General features: G+C 44.8%; 22 protein-coding genes. 13 read left to right on the top strand and 9 right to left on the bottom strand.

The genetic code is table 11. The features are described 5' to 3' along the window. Positions 1-8: 8 nt before the first annotated feature. The 13 genes from FMR86_RS10905 to FMR86_RS10965 all read left to right on the top strand — a co-directional run bounded on the left by FMR86_RS10905 (position 9) and on the right by FMR86_RS10965 (position 13,014). Positions 9-1,763 (top strand): ABC transporter ATP-binding protein, encoded by a 1,755-nt coding sequence (locus FMR86_RS10905; protein ID WP_163351329.1) that lies wholly within the window; start codon positions 9-11, stop codon positions 1,761-1,763. Next, positions 1,748-2,443: a cytidylyltransferase domain-containing protein gene (locus tag FMR86_RS10910; protein ID WP_163351330.1), complete on the top strand. Its 696-nt coding sequence runs from the start codon at positions 1,748-1,750 to the stop codon at positions 2,441-2,443. Before FMR86_RS10905 ends, FMR86_RS10910 begins: the two co-directional genes overlap by 16 nt. Next, positions 2,431-3,429 carry a Gfo/Idh/MocA family protein gene (locus tag FMR86_RS10915; protein ID WP_163351333.1) on the top strand — a complete coding sequence of 333 codons (999 nt, stop codon included), beginning with the start codon at positions 2,431-2,433 and terminating at the stop codon, positions 3,427-3,429. The genes FMR86_RS10910 and FMR86_RS10915 overlap by 13 nt, the downstream gene beginning before the upstream one ends. Positions 3,430-3,441: 12 nt before the next feature. Further along, positions 3,442-4,587 carry a DegT/DnrJ/EryC1/StrS aminotransferase family protein gene (locus FMR86_RS10920; RefSeq protein WP_163351335.1) on the top strand — a complete coding sequence of 382 codons (1,146 nt, stop codon included), beginning with the start codon at positions 3,442-3,444 and terminating at the stop codon, positions 4,585-4,587. 87 nt (positions 4,588-4,674) lie between these two features. Next, positions 4,675-5,385, top strand: coding sequence for a formyltransferase family protein (locus tag FMR86_RS20570; protein WP_163351337.1), 711 nt, complete (start codon positions 4,675-4,677; stop codon positions 5,383-5,385). Then, positions 5,385-6,305 (top strand): polysaccharide deacetylase family protein, encoded by a 921-nt coding sequence (locus FMR86_RS10930; protein WP_163351339.1) that lies wholly within the window; start codon positions 5,385-5,387, stop codon positions 6,303-6,305. The genes FMR86_RS20570 and FMR86_RS10930 overlap by 1 nt, the downstream gene beginning before the upstream one ends. A gap of 54 nt (positions 6,306-6,359) precedes the next feature. After that, complete coding sequence (locus tag FMR86_RS10935; RefSeq protein WP_163351341.1) at positions 6,360-7,004, top strand: formyltransferase family protein; 645 nt, start codon at positions 6,360-6,362, stop codon at positions 7,002-7,004. 28 nt (positions 7,005-7,032) lie between these two features. Beyond that, positions 7,033-8,043, top strand: a complete 1,011-nt coding sequence (locus FMR86_RS10940; RefSeq protein WP_163351343.1) for an N-acetylneuraminate synthase family protein — start codon at positions 7,033-7,035, stop codon at positions 8,041-8,043. Next, positions 8,043-9,875 (top strand): asparagine synthase (glutamine-hydrolyzing), encoded by a 1,833-nt coding sequence (gene asnB / locus FMR86_RS10945; protein WP_163351345.1) that lies wholly within the window; start codon positions 8,043-8,045, stop codon positions 9,873-9,875. The genes FMR86_RS10940 and asnB overlap by 1 nt, the downstream gene beginning before the upstream one ends. A 27-nt stretch (positions 9,876-9,902) precedes the next feature. Continuing rightward, positions 9,903-10,607, top strand: a complete 705-nt coding sequence (locus FMR86_RS10950; RefSeq protein ID WP_163351347.1) for a WbqC family protein — start codon at positions 9,903-9,905, stop codon at positions 10,605-10,607. 92 nt (positions 10,608-10,699) lie between these two features. Continuing rightward, positions 10,700-11,626, top strand: coding sequence for a glycosyltransferase family 2 protein (locus FMR86_RS10955; protein ID WP_163351349.1), 927 nt, complete (start codon positions 10,700-10,702; stop codon positions 11,624-11,626). After that, positions 11,610-12,245: a methyltransferase domain-containing protein gene (locus tag FMR86_RS10960; protein WP_163351350.1), complete on the top strand. Its 636-nt coding sequence runs from the start codon at positions 11,610-11,612 to the stop codon at positions 12,243-12,245. The genes FMR86_RS10955 and FMR86_RS10960 overlap by 17 nt, the downstream gene beginning before the upstream one ends. Beyond that, a complete protein-coding gene (locus FMR86_RS10965) occupies positions 12,238-13,014 on the top strand; it encodes a formyltransferase family protein (RefSeq protein ID WP_163351351.1) in 777 nt (258 codons plus the stop codon). The genes FMR86_RS10960 and FMR86_RS10965 overlap by 8 nt, the downstream gene beginning before the upstream one ends. A gap of 53 nt (positions 13,015-13,067) precedes the next feature. On the opposite strand, the gene FMR86_RS10970 is transcribed toward FMR86_RS10965, so the two are convergent. From FMR86_RS10970 to FMR86_RS11010, 9 genes are all read right to left on the bottom strand, one after another. Continuing rightward, positions 13,068-13,412 (bottom strand): EamA family transporter, encoded by a 345-nt coding sequence (locus FMR86_RS10970; protein ID WP_239057213.1) that lies wholly within the window; start codon positions 13,410-13,412, stop codon positions 13,068-13,070. Further along, positions 13,405-13,770 (bottom strand): EamA family transporter, encoded by a 366-nt coding sequence (locus FMR86_RS10975; protein ID WP_163351353.1) that lies wholly within the window; start codon positions 13,768-13,770, stop codon positions 13,405-13,407. The genes FMR86_RS10970 and FMR86_RS10975 overlap by 8 nt, the downstream gene beginning before the upstream one ends. 75 nt (positions 13,771-13,845) lie before the next feature. Further along, positions 13,846-15,672 (bottom strand): hypothetical protein, encoded by a 1,827-nt coding sequence (locus tag FMR86_RS10980; RefSeq protein WP_163351354.1) that lies wholly within the window; start codon positions 15,670-15,672, stop codon positions 13,846-13,848. A 67-nt stretch (positions 15,673-15,739) separates the two neighbouring features. Then, entirely contained in the window at positions 15,740-16,138 is a 399-nt protein-coding gene (locus FMR86_RS10985) for a DapH/DapD/GlmU-related protein (protein WP_163351355.1), read from the bottom strand. Positions 16,139-16,322: 184 nt separating this feature from the next. Then, a complete protein-coding gene (gene rffA, locus FMR86_RS10990; RefSeq protein ID WP_163351357.1) occupies positions 16,323-17,468 on the bottom strand; it encodes a dTDP-4-amino-4,6-dideoxygalactose transaminase in 1,146 nt (381 codons plus the stop codon). Between the two features lie 48 nt (positions 17,469-17,516). Next, entirely contained in the window at positions 17,517-18,191 is a 675-nt protein-coding gene (locus tag FMR86_RS10995; protein ID WP_163351359.1) for a cyclase family protein, read from the bottom strand. Between the two features lie 9 nt (positions 18,192-18,200). Next, positions 18,201-18,455, bottom strand: a complete 255-nt coding sequence (locus FMR86_RS11000; protein ID WP_163351361.1) for an acyl carrier protein — start codon at positions 18,453-18,455, stop codon at positions 18,201-18,203. A 5-nt stretch (positions 18,456-18,460) separates the two neighbouring features. Further along, positions 18,461-19,441, bottom strand: a complete 981-nt coding sequence (locus FMR86_RS11005) for an AAC(3) family N-acetyltransferase (RefSeq protein ID WP_163351363.1) — start codon at positions 19,439-19,441, stop codon at positions 18,461-18,463. A 36-nt stretch (positions 19,442-19,477) separates the two neighbouring features. Further along, the gene (locus tag FMR86_RS11010; RefSeq protein ID WP_163351365.1) at positions 19,478-21,019 is read right to left on the bottom strand and encodes a class I adenylate-forming enzyme family protein; all 1,542 of its coding nucleotides are present in this window, start codon (positions 21,017-21,019) and stop codon (positions 19,478-19,480) included. Between the last annotated feature and the right edge of the window lie 48 nt (positions 21,020-21,067).

Raw genomic sequence — 21,067 nt, forward strand, 5'->3', positions numbered from 1 at the left:
CTGCCGATATGATCAAAAAGATCAAAGCACTTTTAACACCGGCCCAGAAACGAAGCATGATCGGGCTGGTCTTTATGTCCATCCTTATCTCCGGCATTGAGACAGTGGGCATCTCGGCCATACTGCCTTTCATTTCCGTTGCCGGTGATTTTTCATTGTTGCAGAACAATGAATACTATCACTTTGTCTACACCTTTCTGGGCTTCAGCACTGCCACATCATTCGTGATCACATTTGGGGCCGTGCTGATCGGCTTTTATATTTTCAGGGGCATATTCAACCTCAGTTATATGTACCTGATCCATAAGTATTCTCAGGGCATATGCCTCTCGCTGGCAACCCGGCTGTTCTCCAATTACGTTCATATCAAATATCAGGATATGACCACCCGCAACAGCTCCGACCTGTCCAAAAAACTTATCACCGAAACCAGCTTTGCAGCCACTTATTTTTATTCCCTGCTGCTGCTCATTTCAGAGCTTTTTGTCTCATCTTTTCTGTATATCGCTTTGCTGGTGGTCAACTGGAAAATAACACTGGTCATTACCGTATTTCTGGGCGTAATGGTCCTTTTCTTGGTCAAAGTGGTAACGTCCCTGATCAAAAAAGAGGGTCTGAAACGCAACGCTCATCAGGAAGTTTACTACCGCACAATCAGCGAAACACTGGGCAACCTGAAATTCATCAAGCTGCTCTCCGGCGAGAAGACCGCTGTGGATGCCCTGCATAAATCAGGACAGGGTTACGTAAGCGCGCTGGTCCTGAACAGCACTTACAACAACGTACCCCGGCTCTCACTGGAAAGCATCGGCTTTTCCATGCTCATCGCCGCCATGATCTTCGCGCTGATGCACGGCTATAACATTACCGAAGTCATCCCCGTTGTTTCACTCTTCGCGCTGGCCATGTACCGTCTACTGCCTTCGGTGAACCGCATTCTGAGCAGCTACAACAACATGGTCTACTACACCAAGACCATCGACCTGCTCTACGAAGATTACAACATCGAGACCCATGATCTTGGTGACGAACCTCTTGAGTTCAACAAAGAAATCAGCATCAAAGACCTGACCTTCGGCTACACGGAAGAACCGGTCCTGAAAAATATTTCCATGAACATCAAAAAGGGTGAGAAAATCGCCCTCATCGGTGAAAGCGGTGCCGGGAAGTCCACCCTCGCCGACATCATCATCGGCATGTACACCTCCTATGCGGGAGAAATTAATATCGACGGCCAGCGCATGTCCGAAGAAAACCTGCTCTCATGGCGCAGCAGGATCGGTTACATCCCGCAGTCCATTTATCTTGTTGATTCCAATGCCGCCAACAACGTTGTTTTCGGCCGCGAATACGATGAAGACAAAGTCCGCCGTTCATTTGAAAAAGCAGAGATCATGGACTTCCTGAACACCCAGCAGGGACTGCAGACCATGGTCGGCGAAAACGGCATGCAGCTTTCCGGGGGCCAGAAACAACGCATCGGCATTGCCCGCGCAATTTACGGCGATCCGGATGTTTACATTCTTGATGAAGCCACTTCGGCTTTGGACAAAGAGACCGAAGCAAGAATCATGGACCAGATTTTCGAAGTCAGCGCAGGTAAAACCCTGATCATCATTGCCCACCGCCTTTCCACCATTGAGCGTTGCGACAAGGTCTACCGCATCGAGGACAAGGGAATTTCCCGGATCGACAAAAGCTCTATCTCCGAACTGACCCTGCCCGAAAACACGGAAGAGGAAGAATCATGCGCATCGGAATAATCGTTCAGGCCCGCATGAGTTCATCCCGTTTGCCGGGCAAAATGATGATGGAAGCGGACGGCAAACCCATGATCTGGTATGTCATGAGCAGCCTTGCCAAATGCAGTGGTGTGGACGAACTCATCCTTTCCACTTCCGACCTTGAATCCGACGATCCACTTGCGGAATATAGCGCAGCGCAGGGCTATCCGGTTTTCCGGGGACCGCTGGAAGATGTTGCAGGCCGTTTCATGCGTACCATCGAAGAATTCAAGCTGGACGCATTCGTACGCATCTGCGGGGACAGCCCGCTGGTGGACAATCGCCTAGTGGACGAAGCGGTCTCACTCTTCAAATCAGGTGAATACGACATCGTCTCGAACATAATCAAGCGGACCTACCCTAAAGGACAATCCGTTGAAGTCATTTCCTCCCCAACGTTCAAAAGGCTTTTCGACGCAGGCATGGACGAACATGACCGTGAACACGTGACTCCGAAAATTTACCGTAATCTGGAATCGCTGAAATCTTTCAGTATGGAATCAGAAAATAATTGCGGAACTGTGCAGCTTTCGGTTGATACTCCCGAAGATTTTGCTTCTTTTGAAACCATGCTGGCAAAGATGGATAAAGAACATTTCGAATATACATGGCAGGAAAAACTGACCCTGCTGGATAAGGATAAAAAATGCTTAAAGTAGGCGTAATCGGTCTTGGGGTCGGCGAGGCCCACGCATATAACTTCGCAGCGGATGAACGTTGTGAAGTGATCGCCCTTTGCGACTTCGATTCAGAAAAAATGGACAAGGTCGCCGGAAAAATTCCAGATGCCGCCCTGTTCACTGATGCCGACAAGCTCCTTGACCTGGATCTCGACATTGCCGTGGTTGCCGGATTCGATGATTCCCATCATGCGCAGATCATGAAAGCTCTTGGACGCGGAATGCATATTTTTGCGGAAAAACCCATGTGTCTCTTTGAAAAAGAGGCAATCGAGATCAGGAAAAAGGTCGCTGAGACAGGTAAATTCATCAGCTCCAACCTCTGTTTGCGCACCGCTCCTTTGTTTACAAGCGCGCGCGAAGCTGTGCAAAGCGGAAAAATGGGCGATATTTTCCATATGGAAGGGGACTATCTCTGGGGCAGGCTACATAAACTGGACGGCGGCTGGCGCAGTAAAATGGATTTTTATTCCATCACCTACGGCGCGGCTGTCCACATGATCGATCTGCTCATGTGGATTTACGGCAAAAAGCCGGTTGAAGTATTTGCCTACGGCAACAACATCGGCGGGCGGGCTGTAAAATTTCCCTTTGATGATTTTTCCGTGGCCCTGCTCAAATTCGAAGACGGAGTCACCGCCAAGGTCACTGCCAACGGCGGCTGCGCCCATCCCCATTTCCACAAGGTGGAGATAATGGGTACAGATGCCACCTTCAGCCACACCCCGCTGGGCAGCAAGTGGACCCAGTCCCGTGACTACAACGACACCCCGCGCGATGCCGGGGACGGCTACCCCGCCCGCGAGGAACGCTGGAAGGTGATTTCCACCTTTGTTGATTCCATAACAAACAATAAGGAAATGTCGCTTATCAGCGGCAACGATGTATTTGATACCATGTCTGTCTGCTTTGCGGTGGAACGCTCTCTGCAATCAGGCAAGGCTGAAACCGTTAAATATTTATAGAAGGAATCCGTTATGAGAAAAGTAACTTTCGGAAAACCTATCATCGGCGATGAAGAAAGAAACGCCGTACAGAAAGTCCTTGAAGGCACCCTGCTGGTTCACGGTCCCATTGCCAAACAGTTCGAAGCGGACTTCGCATCCTACACCGGATCCGAAGCCTGTGTTTCCGTTTCCTCCTGCACCGCAGGTCTGCACCTCTGCTATTTCGATATGGGCCTCGGCGCAGGCGACGAAGTTATCGTTCCCGCCCAGACCCACGTTGCCACCGCCCACGCGGTCGAACTCTGCGGTGCCAAGCCCGTGTTCGTAGACGCTGAGATCAAATCCGGTAACATCGATATCTCCAAAATCGAAGAGCGCATCACCCCGCGCACCAAGGCCATCAGCGTTGTCCACTTCCTCGGCCTGCCCGTTGCCATGGACAAAGTCTGCGCCATTGCTGAAAAGCACGGCCTCAAAGTAATCGAAGACTGCGCGCTGGCCATCGGCGGACGCTACAAAGGCAAGCATGTCGGACTCTGGGGCGATGCCGGTGCCTACTCCTTCTATCCGGTCAAGCACATCACCACCGCAGAAGGCGGCGTGGTCATCACCAAACACGAAGACCTGGCTGCGCGTCTGGTGCACAAAAAAGCTTTCGGCGTTGACCGCAACGTTACCGAGCGCAAAGAGCCCGGCATCTACGATGTAACCGACCTCGGCTTCAACTACCGCATGAACGAAATGCAGGCCGCCATCGGCATCGAGCAGATGAAACGCATTGACGGCTTTCTCGAAAAAAGAAAAGCCAACTACGACACCCTCTACGCCGGACTGGAAAACATCGACGGCGTCACCCTCTTTGAAAAACCCGGTGCAGATTTCGAAAACAGTCACTACTGCCTTAGCATCATCCTTGATGAAAAGATGCGCGCCGACCGCTCCAAGCTGGTCAAAGCCATCAACGACAAGGGCGTAGGCACCAGCGTATACTACCCCAGCCCGGTTCCCTACTTCACCTACTACAAGGAAAAGTACCCCGTAACCGGCGACGAGTACCCGGTAGCAAGTGCCATCAGCTACGGTTCCATCGCCCTGCCCGTAGGTCCCCACCTCGGCGCGGAAGATATGGAATATGTTGCTGAAATGGTTAAAAAGAGCGTTGGCGAAGTATTCTAAGATTAAATTGAAAACAGCCGTTCCCCTCATAAAAGGGGGAACGGCTGGCTCAAAACCACTGCCTGAGACAGCCCCGGAGAGACAAGAGTGAAGATCGCCCTTTTGACGACTGAAACCAAACACCACTGCCTGTTTGTGGAAAAGTTTTTAAAATATTTTCCCATCGACCTGATCATTGTCGAGACCGAATCTGTTTCTGCTCCCTTTGATACAGCGCATTCCTTTGAGGCTGAACGGGAAGACTTTGAACTGGAACAGTTTTTCAAGGGCGACACCCCCTCATTGGAAAATTACTGCCCGGTCCATGAATCCCGGAATATCAATGAACCGGGAGTACTTGAAGCCATGGGCAGACATAACATTGATACCGTCATCGTCTTCGGAACTTCCTTTATCAAAGGAGAGCTGCTCAGCAGATACAAGGGCTCGATGATCAATCTCCATGGCGGGGATACCGAGCTTTACAGGGGACTGGATACCCACCTCTGGGCCATCTACCACAACGATTTTGATTCCGTAGTGACCACCCTGCACCTTGTGGATGAAAATCTGGACACCGGCCATATTATCGCCAAAGGTCAAATCAATCTTTCCAATGTAAACACTTTGGCGGAGTTACGGGCGGAAAACACCCTGCTCTGCGTGGAACTTACCGTCAGTGCCATTGCACACTTTGAAAAGCTGGGCCGCTTTGTAACCTCAAAACAAAGAAGCCTTGGCCGCTACTACTCTTTCATGCCCAAAGACCTTAAAGATGTCTGCGTTAGAAAATACAATAGATACAGGGACAAATTATAATGATAAAAAAATACGTAGACAGCCTTGCCGACGATAAGCTGGTCATTTTCCTGTTCCACGGTGTAATCACTGACGACACCACCTATCAGGTGCGTAACTACATCCGCAAACACCTGAACGAATCTTTTTTTGACCAGCTCATTGCCGAACTTGCAAAAACAGGCACCCCTGTTTCAATGGATGAGGTGGTTAATATTTCCAGTGGTAAAATGGAAGCTCCTGTAAAACCCTATGCCATCACCTTTGATGACGGCTTTGAAAATAATTTTTCCATCGCGGCGCCTATTCTTGAAAAGCACAACACCCCGGCAACATTCTACATTTCCACCCAGCTCATTGATGAAAATGAGATGTCATGGATCGATAAAATTGAATGGTGCTTTGAAGAACTGGACAGCTTTTCAATTCAGCTGCCGGGAACATCTGAAAAATCCCTGCTAAGCGATGCCGAGTCCAAAATGGACGGACTGCGCCAGATCAGAAAATACGTGAAAAGCAATTCCGATGTGAACCCGGATGAGGTTGTCGGTGATATTTTTCAGCAGCTTGGCCTTGAGGTCATTACTGACAGCAGTGATCCCATCGATCAGAAGATGTCATGGGAGCAGGTCGGCAAGTTGGCGGAAAACCCGCTGTTCATTGTCGGCGGACACACCCATACCCACACCATCATGTCCTACCTTTCAGCTGAAGGACTGGCCGAAGAGGTGGACACCTGTCTTGGACTGATCAACCAAAACTGTGCGTTCAGCCCGACCCATTTTTCATATCCTGAAGGTCAGGAAAACCATTACTCACCGAAAGTAATCAGCTACCTGAAAAACAAAGGGATTATTTGCAGCCCGACGGCAATAGACGGAGTTAACAATCTCAACACGGATCCGTTTGAGTTGAGACGAATTTCAGTTGTTGACCAGTAGACTAAAATCGGTTGTCTACTCTGTATCACTCTTGCATAACCAAGGAGAATATCGATGAGAATTTCATTTCTTGTACATCCCTTAAGCTGGCTGAGCCCGGAAGAAGCTGAAAAAAGATTCAAGCCTATGCTCAGCAAATACACCGCTGAGGACAATATTTCATTTCTGGATAAGCCGGAAGGAGAAGGCGATATAATGATTGCCCTTCACTATCCCAGACTTATTCCTGAACAAGCTCTTACATTACATAAGCACAACATCAATATTCATGCGGCAGACCTTCCCACAGGAAGAGGCAGATCCCCCATCCACTGGCAGGTGGAAGAAGGAAAGAATGAAATTGTCATTTCCCTTTTCGAAATAGCCGCCGGAGCAGATGACGGGGATATTTACCACAAATCCATATTCAGACTTGAAGGCCATGAACTTCTGGAAGAAATAAGAGACAAAGTCATTGCTAAAGAGATTGAAATGATTGAATACTTTCTCGCAAACTACCCTCTAGAAGCGAACAAACAGGTTGGCGAACCATCCTACTACGAAAAACGGGGGCCTGAATGCCAGAAAATTGACCCAGATCTTTCAATACGTGAACAGTTCAACCAGTTCCGGGTAGCTGACAACAGCAAATATCCAATCTGGTTTGAGCTTGACGGTCATAAATATGTTTTAAAAATTGAAGAAAAAAATAAAAATTGACATTATAAGTAGCAATAAAGGAGGCAATATGAAAATAAAAAATAAGGATATATCTAATAAAATTTTCATTATCGCAGAAATCGGTAATAACCATGAAGGAGACACCGATATAGCGCGCCGATTGATTGACGAAGCAGTCGATGCCGGCGTGGACGCGGTAAAATTTCAAACTTTTGTGCCGGATGAATATGTATCTGCCGACCAGGTTGACCGTAAAGCCATGCTTAAAAAATTCCAGCTTTCATACGCTGAGTTTTCTGAACTGGCTGATTACGCTACCCAAAAAGGTGTGATATTTATGTCCACACCTTTTGACGAAGGTAGCGCTAACGCTCTGAATAAATTCGTACCGGCCTTCAAAATCGCCTCCTGCGATGTCACCTTTTACTCCCTGCTGGAGACTGTAGCCAAAACAGGCAAGCCCATAGTCATGTCTACAGGTGCGGCAAGCGAAGCTGAAGTTCTCGCCTCCTGCAAATATATTGAATCCTGCTGGGAAAAAGAAGGGATCAAGAACCCCGGTCTGGCCCTGCTGCATTGCGTGTCCAGCTATCCGACCCCGGAAGACGAAGCTAATCTCAAGGCAATTCAGACCCTTGCTGAAACAGGCTACATCAGCGGATACTCCGATCATACTCTGGGTATTGATGCCGCAGTGCTTAGCGTGGGACTGGGAGCAAGAATAATTGAAAAACATTTCACTGTAGATAAAAACTATTCCGATTTCCGTGACCACCAGCTCTCCGCCGACCCGGAAGAATTGAAACTGATGGTCCGGAAAATACGTTCCGCCGAAGCCCTGCTTGGCAGCGGGGAAATTGATGTTGCCGACTGCGAATTCGCCAACCGCGACCTGATCCGCAGATCCGCCGCCGCCCGCGGAGATATTGCCGCAGGCGAGGAAATCACTGCGGATATTCTGCGCTGGGTACGTCCCGGCACAGGCATAACCCCGGCTCAGGTGGAAAATATTCTCGGCAAAAAAGCTGCCAAAGATCTCAAAGACGGAGAACTGATCACGGCGGAGGACCTTATCTAATGTGCGGAATAGCAGGCTATATCGGCAAAGAGCGGATCAGCGAGACCAGCATAAATAAATGTCTGGAACTCATGGACCGCCGCGGCCCGGACGGAACCGGGATCTACACCCATTCCTATGCGCAAGACCGCAATGTCTGCCTGCTGCATTCGCGCCTGTCCATCATCGACCTTGATGAACGGGCAGCCCAGCCTTTCAAGATCGGAAACGAAGTCATCACCTACAATGGCGAGCTGTATAATTATAAAGAGCTTGCCGCAGAGCTTGAAAAAGACGGTGTCGCTTTCCGCACGGAAAGCGACACCGAAGTAATGCTGGCCCGCCTTTCACGCCACGGCCTTGAAGCCATCGACAGTTGCGAAGGCATGTGGGCTTTTGCCAAATACAGCGAACAGAGCGGTGAACTGGTTCTCTGCCGGGACCGTTTTGGAGAAAAACCCCTGTACATCTACGAGGATGCCCGGGGTCTTTACTTTGCTTCCGAAGTAAAATTCCTCTCCGCCCTATCCGGCGTAAAATTCACAGCAAATGCTGAACATATTCAACGTTTTCTGGTCAACGGTTACAAGTCCATCTACAAAGGCAATCACGGTTTCTATGAAGGTGTTGAAGAACTGAAACCGGCCCAGTTGCTCAAAATCGATTCTAAGGGGACTAAAGAGACCAGACCATACTGGACCCCCGAATTTTGCCCAGACGAGTCCATGAGCTATGAAGAGGCCGTAGCAACCACCCGCGAAAAACTCATCGAATCAGTTAAACTGCGTTTGCGGGCCGATGTACCGCTTGCTTTCTGCATGTCCGGGGGGGTGGATTCCAACTCGCTCATTTCCATTGCTAAAAAAGAGCTGGATTATGACGTACACGGGTTCACCATTGTCAGCAGTGATGAACGCTACGCCGAAGCGGAGCTGGTCAAGGAAGTGATCAAGGAACTGGGCGTCAAACACACTGCCATCCCATTGAACACTTCCGGATTTCTGGAAAGGATGCGTAAGCTGGTCAGCTACCACGACGCCCCCATCTACACCATTTCCTACTACGTGCATGAACTGCTAATGGATGCCATTGCAGATAACGGCTACAAGGTCTCCATCAGCGGAACCGCCGCCGATGAAATTTTCTCCGGCTACTACGACCACTACAGCCTGCATATGGCCGAGATGCACAAACAGGACGGTGGGCTTTACGAAACATCTTTGAGCGACTGGAATGAGCACATCAAACCCATTGTGCGCAACCCCTTTCTTCAGGACCCGCAGGTTTTCGTAAAAAATCCCGGCGAACGGGGACATATTTACCTGAACTATGAAATTTTCGAAGAATTTCTACAGCAGCATTTCCATGAAGAGTTCAGCGAACAACGCTACTGCGGTGACACCATGCGCAGCCGTATGCTCAATGAACTCTGTCAGGAAATCGTTCCGGTTATCCTGCATGAGGATGACATGAACGCCATGTATCACTCAATCGAGAACCGCTCGCCGTTTCTGGACCGCAATCTGGTGGATTTCTGCAACACCATTCCCACCCGGCACCTCATCCGCGACGGCTACAACAAAAAAGTACTCCGCGATGCCATGAAAGGAATCGTCCCCGATTCCATCATCGAATGCCGGCGCAAAGTGGGATTTAATGCTTCCATCCTTGAACTGCTGGATGTAAAAGATAAGGCCGTACGCGAGCAGTTGCTTGATGACAGCCCCATATTTGAAATCGTAAAACGGGATAAGATTGAAGCTTTGTTGGGCGAAACTTCCATGTCCAACAGCTTCAGCAAATTTCTGTTTTCTTTTTTGAGTTGTAAGATGTTTTTGGAAGAGTGCTGTTAATTTCTAAAACGTAAACATAATAATACTATGAGCAAGAAAAAAGTAGCGATACTCCAGTCCAATTATATCCCCTGGAAGGGATATTTCGATATGATTGCCGCTGTGGATGAATTCATTTTATATGATGACATGCAGTATACCCGCAGGGACTGGCGTAACCGCAATAAGATAAAAACTCCGCAAGGGACAACCTGGCTTTCGGTGCCGGTAAAGGTCAAAGGAAAATACCACCAGACTATTGCCCAAACCGAAATTGACGGTACTAACTGGGCGGACCAGCACTGGAAATCCTTAAGCATGCACTACCGCCGAGCCCCTTACTTTGATGAAATCATTGAAATGCTTGAGCCGCTATACAAAAAGGATTACAAATACCTCTCCGAGCTGAACAGGTCTTTAATTGAATGTGTGTGCAACTATTTGAATATTGATACAAAAATAAGCAGTTCACAGGACTACACCCTCATTGAAGGAAAAACTGAGCGCTTAGTTGACCTTTGCATTCAAGCTGGCGGCACTGAATACATTTCCGGACCTGCAGCCAAGGACTATGTCGATGAAACAGTTTTTGAAAAAAACAATATTAAACTGACATGGTTTGAATACGGCAAGTATCCGGAGTACCCTCAGCTTTGGGGAGACTTTGTGCATCAGGTAAGTATTGTTGATATGCTTTTTAATTGTGGCCAGAATGCAGGTAAATATATGAATGTTGCTGCGAGAAATTTATAATTTACAAAACTCGCGACACACAATTCTGCATATAACACAATCTACTGAACTGGATTCAGCATTGAATATATAATTTATAGAGAATAGTTACAATGAAACTGTCTATTGTTGCAACACTATACCAATCTGCCCCATATATTGACGAATTTTGCAACCGTTCAGGTGCAATTGCACAATCTTTGTTCGGAAAAGATTACGAAATAATTTTAGTCAACGATGGCTCTCCAGATGAAAGCTTAGAAGTGGCCTTGCAAATATCAAAAAACAATTCGCATATAACAGTAGTAGATCTTTCGCGTAATTTTGGTCACCACAAGGCTATGATGACCGGATTAAGCCATTGCTCAGGAGAATTGGTTTACCTAATTGATAGCGACCTCGAAGAGGACCCCGAATGGCTTACTTTATTTTATAACGAAATGACTACTAACGACTGGGATGTTGTATACGGTGTCCAGAACTGTCGCAAGGGGGGGATTTTCGAGAGAATCAGCGGAGAAATTTTTCATAAATCATTTAAAGCCCTTACAGGCCTAAAAATGACTGAAAACTTCGTTACTGCACGACTGATGACTAAACGTTACGTTGAATCTTTAGTGCAGCATAAAGAACGCGAACTTATGATAGGCGGCCTTTGGGAAATTACCGGCTATTCACAATGTCCTATAGTGGTGAAAAAACATTGCAGCAGCCAAACCACGTACTCACTGAGCAAAAAAATACAATTATTTGTTAATTCAATTACAGCATTCAGCAGCTTTCCTTTGGTAGCTATTTTTTATTTTGGATTCTTAATTTCTTTTCTTTCGTTTACCTACGCTGGTTTTTTGATTCTTAATTGGATTCTATTTTCTACGCCTTTAACTGGCTGGACTTCGGTAATCACATCAATTTGGCTACTAGGTGGATTAATAATTTTATTTATTGGCGTTATCGGAGTTTACTTGGCAAAAGTTTTTTCAGAAACCAAACAAAGACCGTATGTAATTATTAGGAAAATTTATGGCAAAAACAAATAACCTACTTTCGGATGTATCCGACTACTATACAGATAAAGTGGAGCAATTCGGAGCTTCTCCACAGGGTGTAGACTGGAACGGAGAAGAAAGCCAAAATTTAAGATTTGACCAATTAAGTAAAATTTTAGAGGAACCTCAATCCTGCTCACTTAATGATTTGGGATGCGGGTATGGAGCATTTGTCGACTATATTTCAACTAAAGATTGGAGTATAGACTATGCTGGGTATGATGTTTCAGAAAAGATGATCCATATAGCCCAAAACAAATTTTCTGAGGTATCTAACGCGAATTTTTTTGTCGGCAGCAGCCCTTCGAGAGTAGCTGATTTCAATATTGCAAGTGGTATTTTCAACGTAAAAATGAAACGAAAAAAGGATGAATGGGAAAATTACATCCTAACAACTTTAGACATACTGCATGAGACATGCTCAACGGGCTTCGCATTCAACTGCCTTACAAGCTACTCCGATAGTCATAAAATGAGAACAGATCTGTACTATTCCGATCCATGCTGGCTTTTCGATGTATGCAAAAAACGTTACTCTAGAAACGTTGCATTGCTGCACGACTATGATCTTTATGAGTTCACAATTTTAGTAAGAAGACATCATGCTTAGGATAATTTGCTTTGTCGACCATGAGATTGGATATAGGATTTTAAAATCCTTACTACAAACTCAAAGTGACATTAAAATTGTTGCAGTGGTTACTACTACAGATAACGCTACTATGTGGTGGCCATCAGTAGAAAAACTTTGTACTCATTTTTCAACACCGTGTTTTATATATCCTGATTCTAAAAAAACAATCATCAATTTTGGCAACATAGACTACATCTTTTTGTTAAGCTGGAAACATATAATTCCAAAAGAAATCTTCAACATGCCAGCTAAAGCTACAATTAATCTACATTATAGTTTGTTGCCGAAACTAAAAGGAGTATACCCTGTAAATTGGGCTATAATAAAAGGAGAGACATACACCGGAATTACTTTTCATGTAGTTGATGAGACAATTGATGGCGGACCTCTTCTTCTTCAAAAGAAAATTTTGATACATAGTTCTGACACTGCAAGAACATTACAATTAAGACTGGACGACCTCGCCGTAAAAGGCTTTGCAGAACTTCTCGAGAAGGCCAAAAAAGGAAGTCTTTGCCCTATTCCACAAAAAGAACAGCAAAATCAATCTTATTACACAAAAAAAGATTACGAAAAGAGTAACGAGCTAGACCTAAACGAAATAACTTCTGTCAGTAAAATTATCAACTTAATTAGAGGCAAGACATTTCTTCCTGAAAACAAATCTCTATATTTTAGATGCCCTCAAACAGGAAGCAAATGCTATATACGACTTGAATTGGATTGCAGCTCCGATGAGAAATAGACACTTTGCTAACACTTAAAAACGATTCAACCCTAGCAGCATTAAAACGATTCCTATAAATAAGCAACAAATGATCCAATTACAATAAACCCCATACCTAATATTTTTTTATTAGAAAACTGTTCCTTTAAAAAAAGATATGAAAACAATGGCACGAGGACATAGCTAGCCGGAACAATTAAAGTCATATCTTTTAAAGGGACTACTCCCATAGCTTTTATGCTTAATAGCAGAGCAGCGAACAACCCCCCAAGTCCAAAAAGAACATACAAATTGAATTCTATCCCCAAAAATCTATATGTTTTTTTTTGGACACCAACCTTAAGTAAAACCTGCGCAGTGGACGATATGAGTACTGCAAAATATGCTACTAAATAATACACATAAGAATCACTCATGAACTTCACCTGTCTCACTTCTAAAAACAAAAACAATCCCCAAAATGATCAATGCGCCACCAATGAGATTCCCAATAGTGAGAGTTTCATTAAAAACAATCTTGGCAAGCACAAATCCGGATAAAACATTAATACTGGTAAATGGATAGGCATTCGATAACGGCGTATTCTTCAACACATTAATCCAAACTCGTGTTTGGATGTAGTACAAAAAACACCCTAGATAAAACATCCAGCTGGTAAATACAGCAAGATAACTGCCGCCTTCAATATTTAGCGCAAGAAATTTAAAAACAACCTGTACGACAGCAGAGACAGATAGAAAGATAAAGATATTAAAAAAGACAATTTTACACATATAAGACTTATTTCCCTGTGAGAAGCTCAATCAGGCCCAGTACCTATAAATTTAATAATCACAAAAATCGTAACCCTACTTTCTCTCATACGGTCCTTCCAGAAAGTACGTAAAAATCTTTCCTTCTCGTTGATTATTAAACACACCAACATTCAATGTCTCAAAGCCAGAGAGCTTGCGCACACCTTCATCAAAACAGGCCCTTGTCTCGTCGGGGATTTGTTTACCTTTCAAGATATACACCTTGCCTCCCGCGACAGGCTTCTCGGCACTAAACAAAACGCAGTCCTGCTTTGATGAGATGTCAGTCGACCATACCGGACCGTAAGCCTTAGCGCCTGCTGCTGCAAGAAAACCTGGCGATGCAGGAAAAACATAGACTTTATCCTTCGTGCGATCAAAATTCACACTTTCAAGAATTGCAAGCAAACTATCGATAAATTTGGCCTGACCTATCTCAATCCGAACTCCTGAAAGAAATTTTGAGCTAGAGTAAGCTGTCTGTTCGGCGAGAGGTGCGGAACGATAATAATGGTACGTGATATTGTTATAAAGATTAAGGGTTGATGTAATTGAAAAGAGTAGCAAGACGACACTGAGAAGCCTAGAGACAGCTGTCTTGGAAGGCAGGTACAACAACGCAAAAACAACACATGGAGCTGCGACCAACCCACTAGCAAAACGTAGAGCACGGGTTAGCTGTCCTGTTGTGCCTGCGGTCATAGCATACCCCCCCAAAAGACACACGAGGATGAGCACAAAACCTTTTACAAGAGATGGGTTTACCTTTTTCTTTTGACTGCCGGAACTTAGCAAAATGCAGATCCCTAATGATAGAACAAAACAGACCCACTTAGCCCAAACAGTATCAGCTGACACAGAAAAAATCTTAGCTATTGGGATTCCGAATAAGGATTGGCTATATATAGCATTGGGAAAAAGCCGAGAGTCAGAAAATGTAAAGTAGAAGATTCCAGTTAAGACTAAAACTGCGCATGCCTTTAATGACAGTCCCCTGAGAAAAGAAATATTTTTTTTGCTTTTTTTGACAAACCATAGCACTGCGTACCAAGCAAAACAGTACAATGCTAGATAAACAAAAACAAAAACAACAATATCACGGACATGCCGCATCAAAACCAAGGTTAAACTGTGCGGACTGCCTGCACCAACCGCACTCTTATACACGGAAAAAACCTCAATAACATTTTCTCCAAGAAAAAGCATATAGCCGGCTAAAACCGCCACTGTTGATACTAGCAAGCATAAAATATATCGCGCAGGTATATTCTTTTCATATAACAAACGAAAAAAAAGAGGCATTAAAAACAAAGCACCTAGAACAAATGCACATCCAGTCGAAGCCTTTGCCATCAGACCAATCAATACGGCAGAACAATAAAGAAAAATGGCAAACCCAAAAAGGAACCGTGTTGGCCGGGAGAGGACAAGCAGCAAAGCAGAACACCACAAATAAGCAGCAAATGAACCCATACTGTTATATGTAGTCATCGCGATCGACACCAAACACAGCTGCGCGGAAAAAACAGAAAACAGAATGATTGCAATCTTAGTCAACTTAGATTCTGTAAAAAATTCTCGATAATAATAATAGATTGCGAGTGTTAACGCTATCACTCCCAAAAATGATAAAAAGTAGAAGCAATAACGATAATCAAGCAGCGTCCCCCCTAGCAAAGACCCCATCCAGTTAACTAAGTAATGATACTGCTGGAAAGAAAAAACGTCTGAACCCCAGTATGCCAGATATGCCCCAAGACCTTCATCTGAAACATCAAAGAACGCTCCGATCCCAGTAAAACATATAGCGAGACATACCATTGACCATATGAAAGAAGCCAACAGCCAATATGTATATCTTTGCTGACCATCAGTATTCATTGAAATTTTCCCTTCTGATATTACAAAGTCTTATTAAAGTATCATAACTATAAAATTTAAGACAAAACTACTTGATATTGTCGTCCAACACTCTGTCTTTAATAATTCTAGCTGGAATTCCTGCTACAATTTTATATGGGGGAACATCTTTCGTCACAACCGATCCGGCTCCAACAATACCCCCTTCTCCTATTGTAACTCCCTGAAGAATTGTGGAGTTTCCCCCAATCCAGCAATAATCACCAATTGTTATTTTCGCACCTGTATCCGGCAATTTTAAGCTAGTATGATCATGTCCGGCTGCTAACAGACAGACATAAGGTCCGAGTGCGACATTATTTCCAATTTCTATTTCTGCATTTTTTGCCATTAACCCCGGAATTAGCTTACACCCTCTGTTTATAACAGAACTATTGCCGATTGAAACTTTGTGCGGATACCTAATGTATGTAGTGTAATCAATCATGCTTCCTTGCCCCAGATGCTTGAGCAAAACTTTAAAGACACAATAGCGTACAAACTGAGGCATTACTTCCAACACACAGAATATAATATTAAAAACCCATGAGTACGTTTGAAATAAAAACCATTTTATATTATGCATAACTTACCTAAACACACCATAAATACCACAATAAGCTATTTAAAAATTATTTATTTTTATAAAAGTCCAAAATAGAATCGATAACCGTATCCTGATCCCTTTCACTCAATTCATAGTAACATGGCAACCTCAGCAACCTTGCACTGATGTCGTCAGTATAGGGCAAATGTTCCTCGCTGGTACTGATTTTCCTGCCCATTGGCGAGCTATGCAAAGGCAGGTAGTGAAAAACAGCATTGATGGATTTATTTCTAAGATGCTCAATTAAACTGTCCCGCTCCTCAGCTGTCCGCGTAATAACATAAAACATGTGCCCATTATGGTTGCAGCATTCAGGTGTATGAGGCAACCGCAATTTGCATTCATTTGCAAGCGGCGCAAGCGCAAATGAGTAACGGCTGAAAATCTCAGTACGCTTTTTAGTGATCTTGCTCGACTCTTCCAGCTGGGCATACAAAAAGGCTGCGATGATTTCTGAGGGCAGATAAGAAGATCCCAAATCTACCCATGTATACTTATCAACCTCACCACGGAAGAACTTGCTTCTATCAGTCCCTTTTTCACGTATAATTTCAGCCCGCTCAACAAAACGCTCATCATTTACAGCCAAGGCTCCGCCTTCACCGGAAATAAAATTCTTGGTTTCATGAAAACTGTAACATCCCATATGCCCTATGGAGCCTAAAAACTTACCATTGTATGTAGCGTTAACAGCCTGTGCGGCATCTTCGATGACCAGCAGGTCCTTATCCGCAGCAAGATCCATGATATAATCCATTTCACACCCAACCCCGGCATAGTGAACAGGTACTATGGCTTTGGTTTTAGATGTGATCGCAGCCTCAATCAACTGCTCATTGATATTCAAGGTGTCAGGACGGATATCCACAAACTTAACTGTAGCCCCGCGCAAGACAAACGCATTCGCCGTGGAGACAAAGGTGAACGAAGGCATGATCACTTCATCTCCGGGACCCACGTCAGCAAGCAAAGCTCCCATTTCAAGGGCTGCCGTACAGGAATGAGTCAATAAAGCTCGCTTAATATCAAACCTTTCCTCCATCCACTTGTGACATTTATCTGTAAAAGCCCCGTCACCGGAAATATTCCCCTGCAAAACAGCTTTCGAGATATAGTATAACTCTTTGCCAACAATATACGGACGATTGAACGGAATCAGACTGCTATTCATACACACCTCTTGAATGACAACTTAATACGTACTCCCGCATTAAGCTCACTAATCAATCACAACAGCAAAACACCGGGCAGGAGCACCGTCCCCGCCGCGGATTTTCAATGGAGCAACCACAAGATCAAAATGTCTCGCTCCAATTTTTTTCAAATCAACCAGATACTCAAGTATTACAACTTGGTTGGTCAGAAAAATCTTGTGCACGGGAGAATCTGTCGGTCCTTGACGACCATTCACCGGATTGTCGGGCATGGCCACGTCAAGCCCTATAAGCTTGCACCCTTTATCCACCAACCACTGAGCGGCCTCATCTGTAAGCCAGGGCTGATCCTCATAGTAAGCCATGGTCCCGAGTCTTTTTTCACCATCAAACCGGATAAGCACCCTTTCTACAGAATCTGTGCCGACAGCGTCCTCAAGCATGCTTCTGGTCACGCAGGAACAATCATCCAAATCCGAAAAGTCCAAAAGAATAGCCGGACCGTTCATATTCTCCAAGGGAATTTCATCAACGGTCATTCCATCGGGAACAAAATGACGCGGTGCATCCACATGGGTCCCAGTATGAGTTCCCAAAATAAGTTTCCGTGTCTCTCTGTTCTCAATTCCATGCCTGCCAAGCTGGGTAACTTCAACAAAAGGATGCCAATAAGTCTGAAAAGTCTGCATTCCTTCATGGACATCCATAGTCAAATCGATGATTCTTCTCTGCTTAGACATCCCTTACACCTATTCTTTATGCATACGGATTGCAGCCACAACACTATCCACCGATGTGCTCAGGACCAACTGCTCAGGGGTCATTTTAATCTCAAACTTTTTCTCAACATCCAAAATAAACTGGACATGTTTGAGAGAGTCCCATCCGGCCAATTCAGTAAATAAAAGCGCATTATCAAACGAATTGCCCAGCTCTGCGTAGTTAGCTAAAATTTCTGAAACAATCTTCTCCATAACAATAATCAACCCCATAGCTATATTCAATATGTCTAATCAGAGACCGTTCCACGAGGAAGCAATTGCCCTGAAGATTCCACAAAAAAAGACTTTAAGACTAATGGACGAATCAGAGTATTCAACATAAATGTCTTAAGATACATACGCTTGAACGGCGCATCCTCAGAAGTATAGATTGCCGGGAGCTCTTCATAGAATTTTTTGCAATCATGTACATAAATTGTAACACCATTCAGAACTGATTGTTTAAGTATCCCCCTCTCCATCAGCAAAGAACGGAAAGCATCGGTTCTAAAATAGCAATCAAACTTCACAAAAGGGTTATCCGCATAGAACGGAAACTGCCTTACTTCATCGCCGACCTTCAAACGATTCAGAATCGGCTTGTCGATCTTGCCGGTTATAGTAAACTGGTCTTCAATAAAATGCTGCCCGGTACTCGCATGATTCAATCCAACAATAACTTCTTTCCCGCTGCTATGCTTATACAGGTGGGCAAATGGCGACTCTTCGGAATAAGTATGAGGATTCATATGATGTCTGGACGTTATGTCCTTACTATGGCGACCGTAGACAGAAACGGAGTGGGTAGGGTGCAAACTCCGTGAAACAGAATCCATCCTCCGAAAAATTTCGTTGCACAAACCTATTGTAGTCGGGGTATTTTCAGGATCAAAAACATTGTCCAGAGACAAATACATCAAAGGACTGCGATCAAAGGAGTAAGACAAGCTCATTATATGCCCGCCTCCACCATCAGCATAATCAAACAGCCCGCCATAAAACCCCATCAAACCATCACTCAGGTAGGGAGAAACCTGGTTGGACATCCGCAACAGGATATTATCAGATCCTGAAACTCCCATCTGCTCCAAGTGGCCGGCAAAATCCTTGAAGGAAAAGGGCGCGGTCGGCATAAACAGATGTGAAAATTGATCCGCCTTATCCTTCAGCCGAATCTTCTCCCGCCCAAGACGATAGTCGCGATATTTACTGTATACTCTAGAAATCATTATAAATAACCATATAGGATGAAACAGAAAAGCTGACTATGACTTGATAAATGTATCACCTACACTTTCATGCAACTTTACTGCTACAACATCCTTCAGAACATTTTTTTTAATCTTCCCGCTGCTGCCCATGGGAAAATTGTCAATCTGGAAAAACACAGACGGCACCTTGGTAGACGTAAGTTCAGCATTGCATATATCCAAAATTTCGCTCTTGATTTCTTTAAGCTGAATTCCTTCCTTCAAGGACACCACTGCGACAACATCCTCGCCATTTATTCGATGGGGAACTCCGACCACTGCACATCCAGTCACAGATTCATGCTTCTGGATAACATTCTCCACGGCCAACGGGCTGATGTTTAATCCTGATCGGATAATCAGGTCCTTCTTACGACCGGTGATGAACAATTGTCCATCCTGAAAATAACCCAGATCACCGGTCCTGAAAAAACCATCATCAGTCAACACACTGTCAGTATTGACATAATCTGCCATTAAATATGGAGACTTGACCAGTATTTCCCCCTCTGCGCTCCGGGAAATATCAGCGGAGTCCTCTCCATCAACCTGAACCTCAATGTCACCCAGAATCCGCCCGACCCCTTTGTTGTCCGGAGCACCAAATTTGTTAGCCGTTATCCACAGGGTTTCTGAAAGGCCATAGTTCTGCAGGAGTTCAACGCCGTACTTTTCTTCAAAGCCATCTTTAACAGTCTCCATGAGCGGAGCTGTGCCGATGAAGGCGCATTTAACATTTTCCTTGCAATAGCTACTTCCCGCCTCACTACGGTCAAACTCCAGTACAATCGAAACAATGGTGGGAACAAGCCACAATGTGTTTACCTTTCTTTCGATAATGGGAGACCAAAAATCCATTGCGGAATGGGGACTGAAGGCTTCCCCGATAACAACGGAAGCACCGGAGACAAAGGGCAGCAGGAGCAGGTTGTAATACCCCCCCAGATAGGACATGGACAATACGTTGTAGAACCTGTTTTCAGACCCCACACTATTGGACTCGGCAAAAAGCAGGGCGTTATTGACCAGACTACCGATACGATGTGCGACTCCCTTGGGAGTGCCTGTTGTGCCGGAGGTAAATACGATGGTCATAATGTCGTCTTCATGTACGCCGTCAAACCATTTAATTGCGGCACCTTCTTTCGGCGAAAAGTCCTCTACTAAAAAATCTTCAAAAACTATTTTCACGTCCACATCAGCGGACAGCTCGGCAACCTTATCTGCTGATTGCGTGTCAAAAATAAACTTGCTGATTTTTCCCTCATCCAGAATCGTGTCTATTTCCTTGCCGGTCAGAACTCTGTTTACCGGTACAGTTATAATCCCAAGGGACAGACATGCGATTAAAAGCACAGCATGATCAACAGAGTTAGGCAACATTATTGCGAGCTTGTCACCTTTTGACAGACCACGCCCCGACAACTTAGCCGCAAGCTGCAACGCTTTCTTATGAATATCCGAATAAGTGAACTCATCTCCGCTGGCGGCATCGATCAAAAAAACTTCACTGGAATATAAGTCAACGATATCTTTAAGTTTGGAAATAGCGCTCATTTCGTCCCCATAAAAATTGAAAGTTTATTGCAACTAAAACATCAAGAT

It is taken from the genome of Desulfovibrio sp. JC010 (assembly GCF_010470675.1).
Classification (GTDB): Bacteria; Desulfobacterota; Desulfovibrionia; order Desulfovibrionales; family Desulfovibrionaceae; genus Maridesulfovibrio.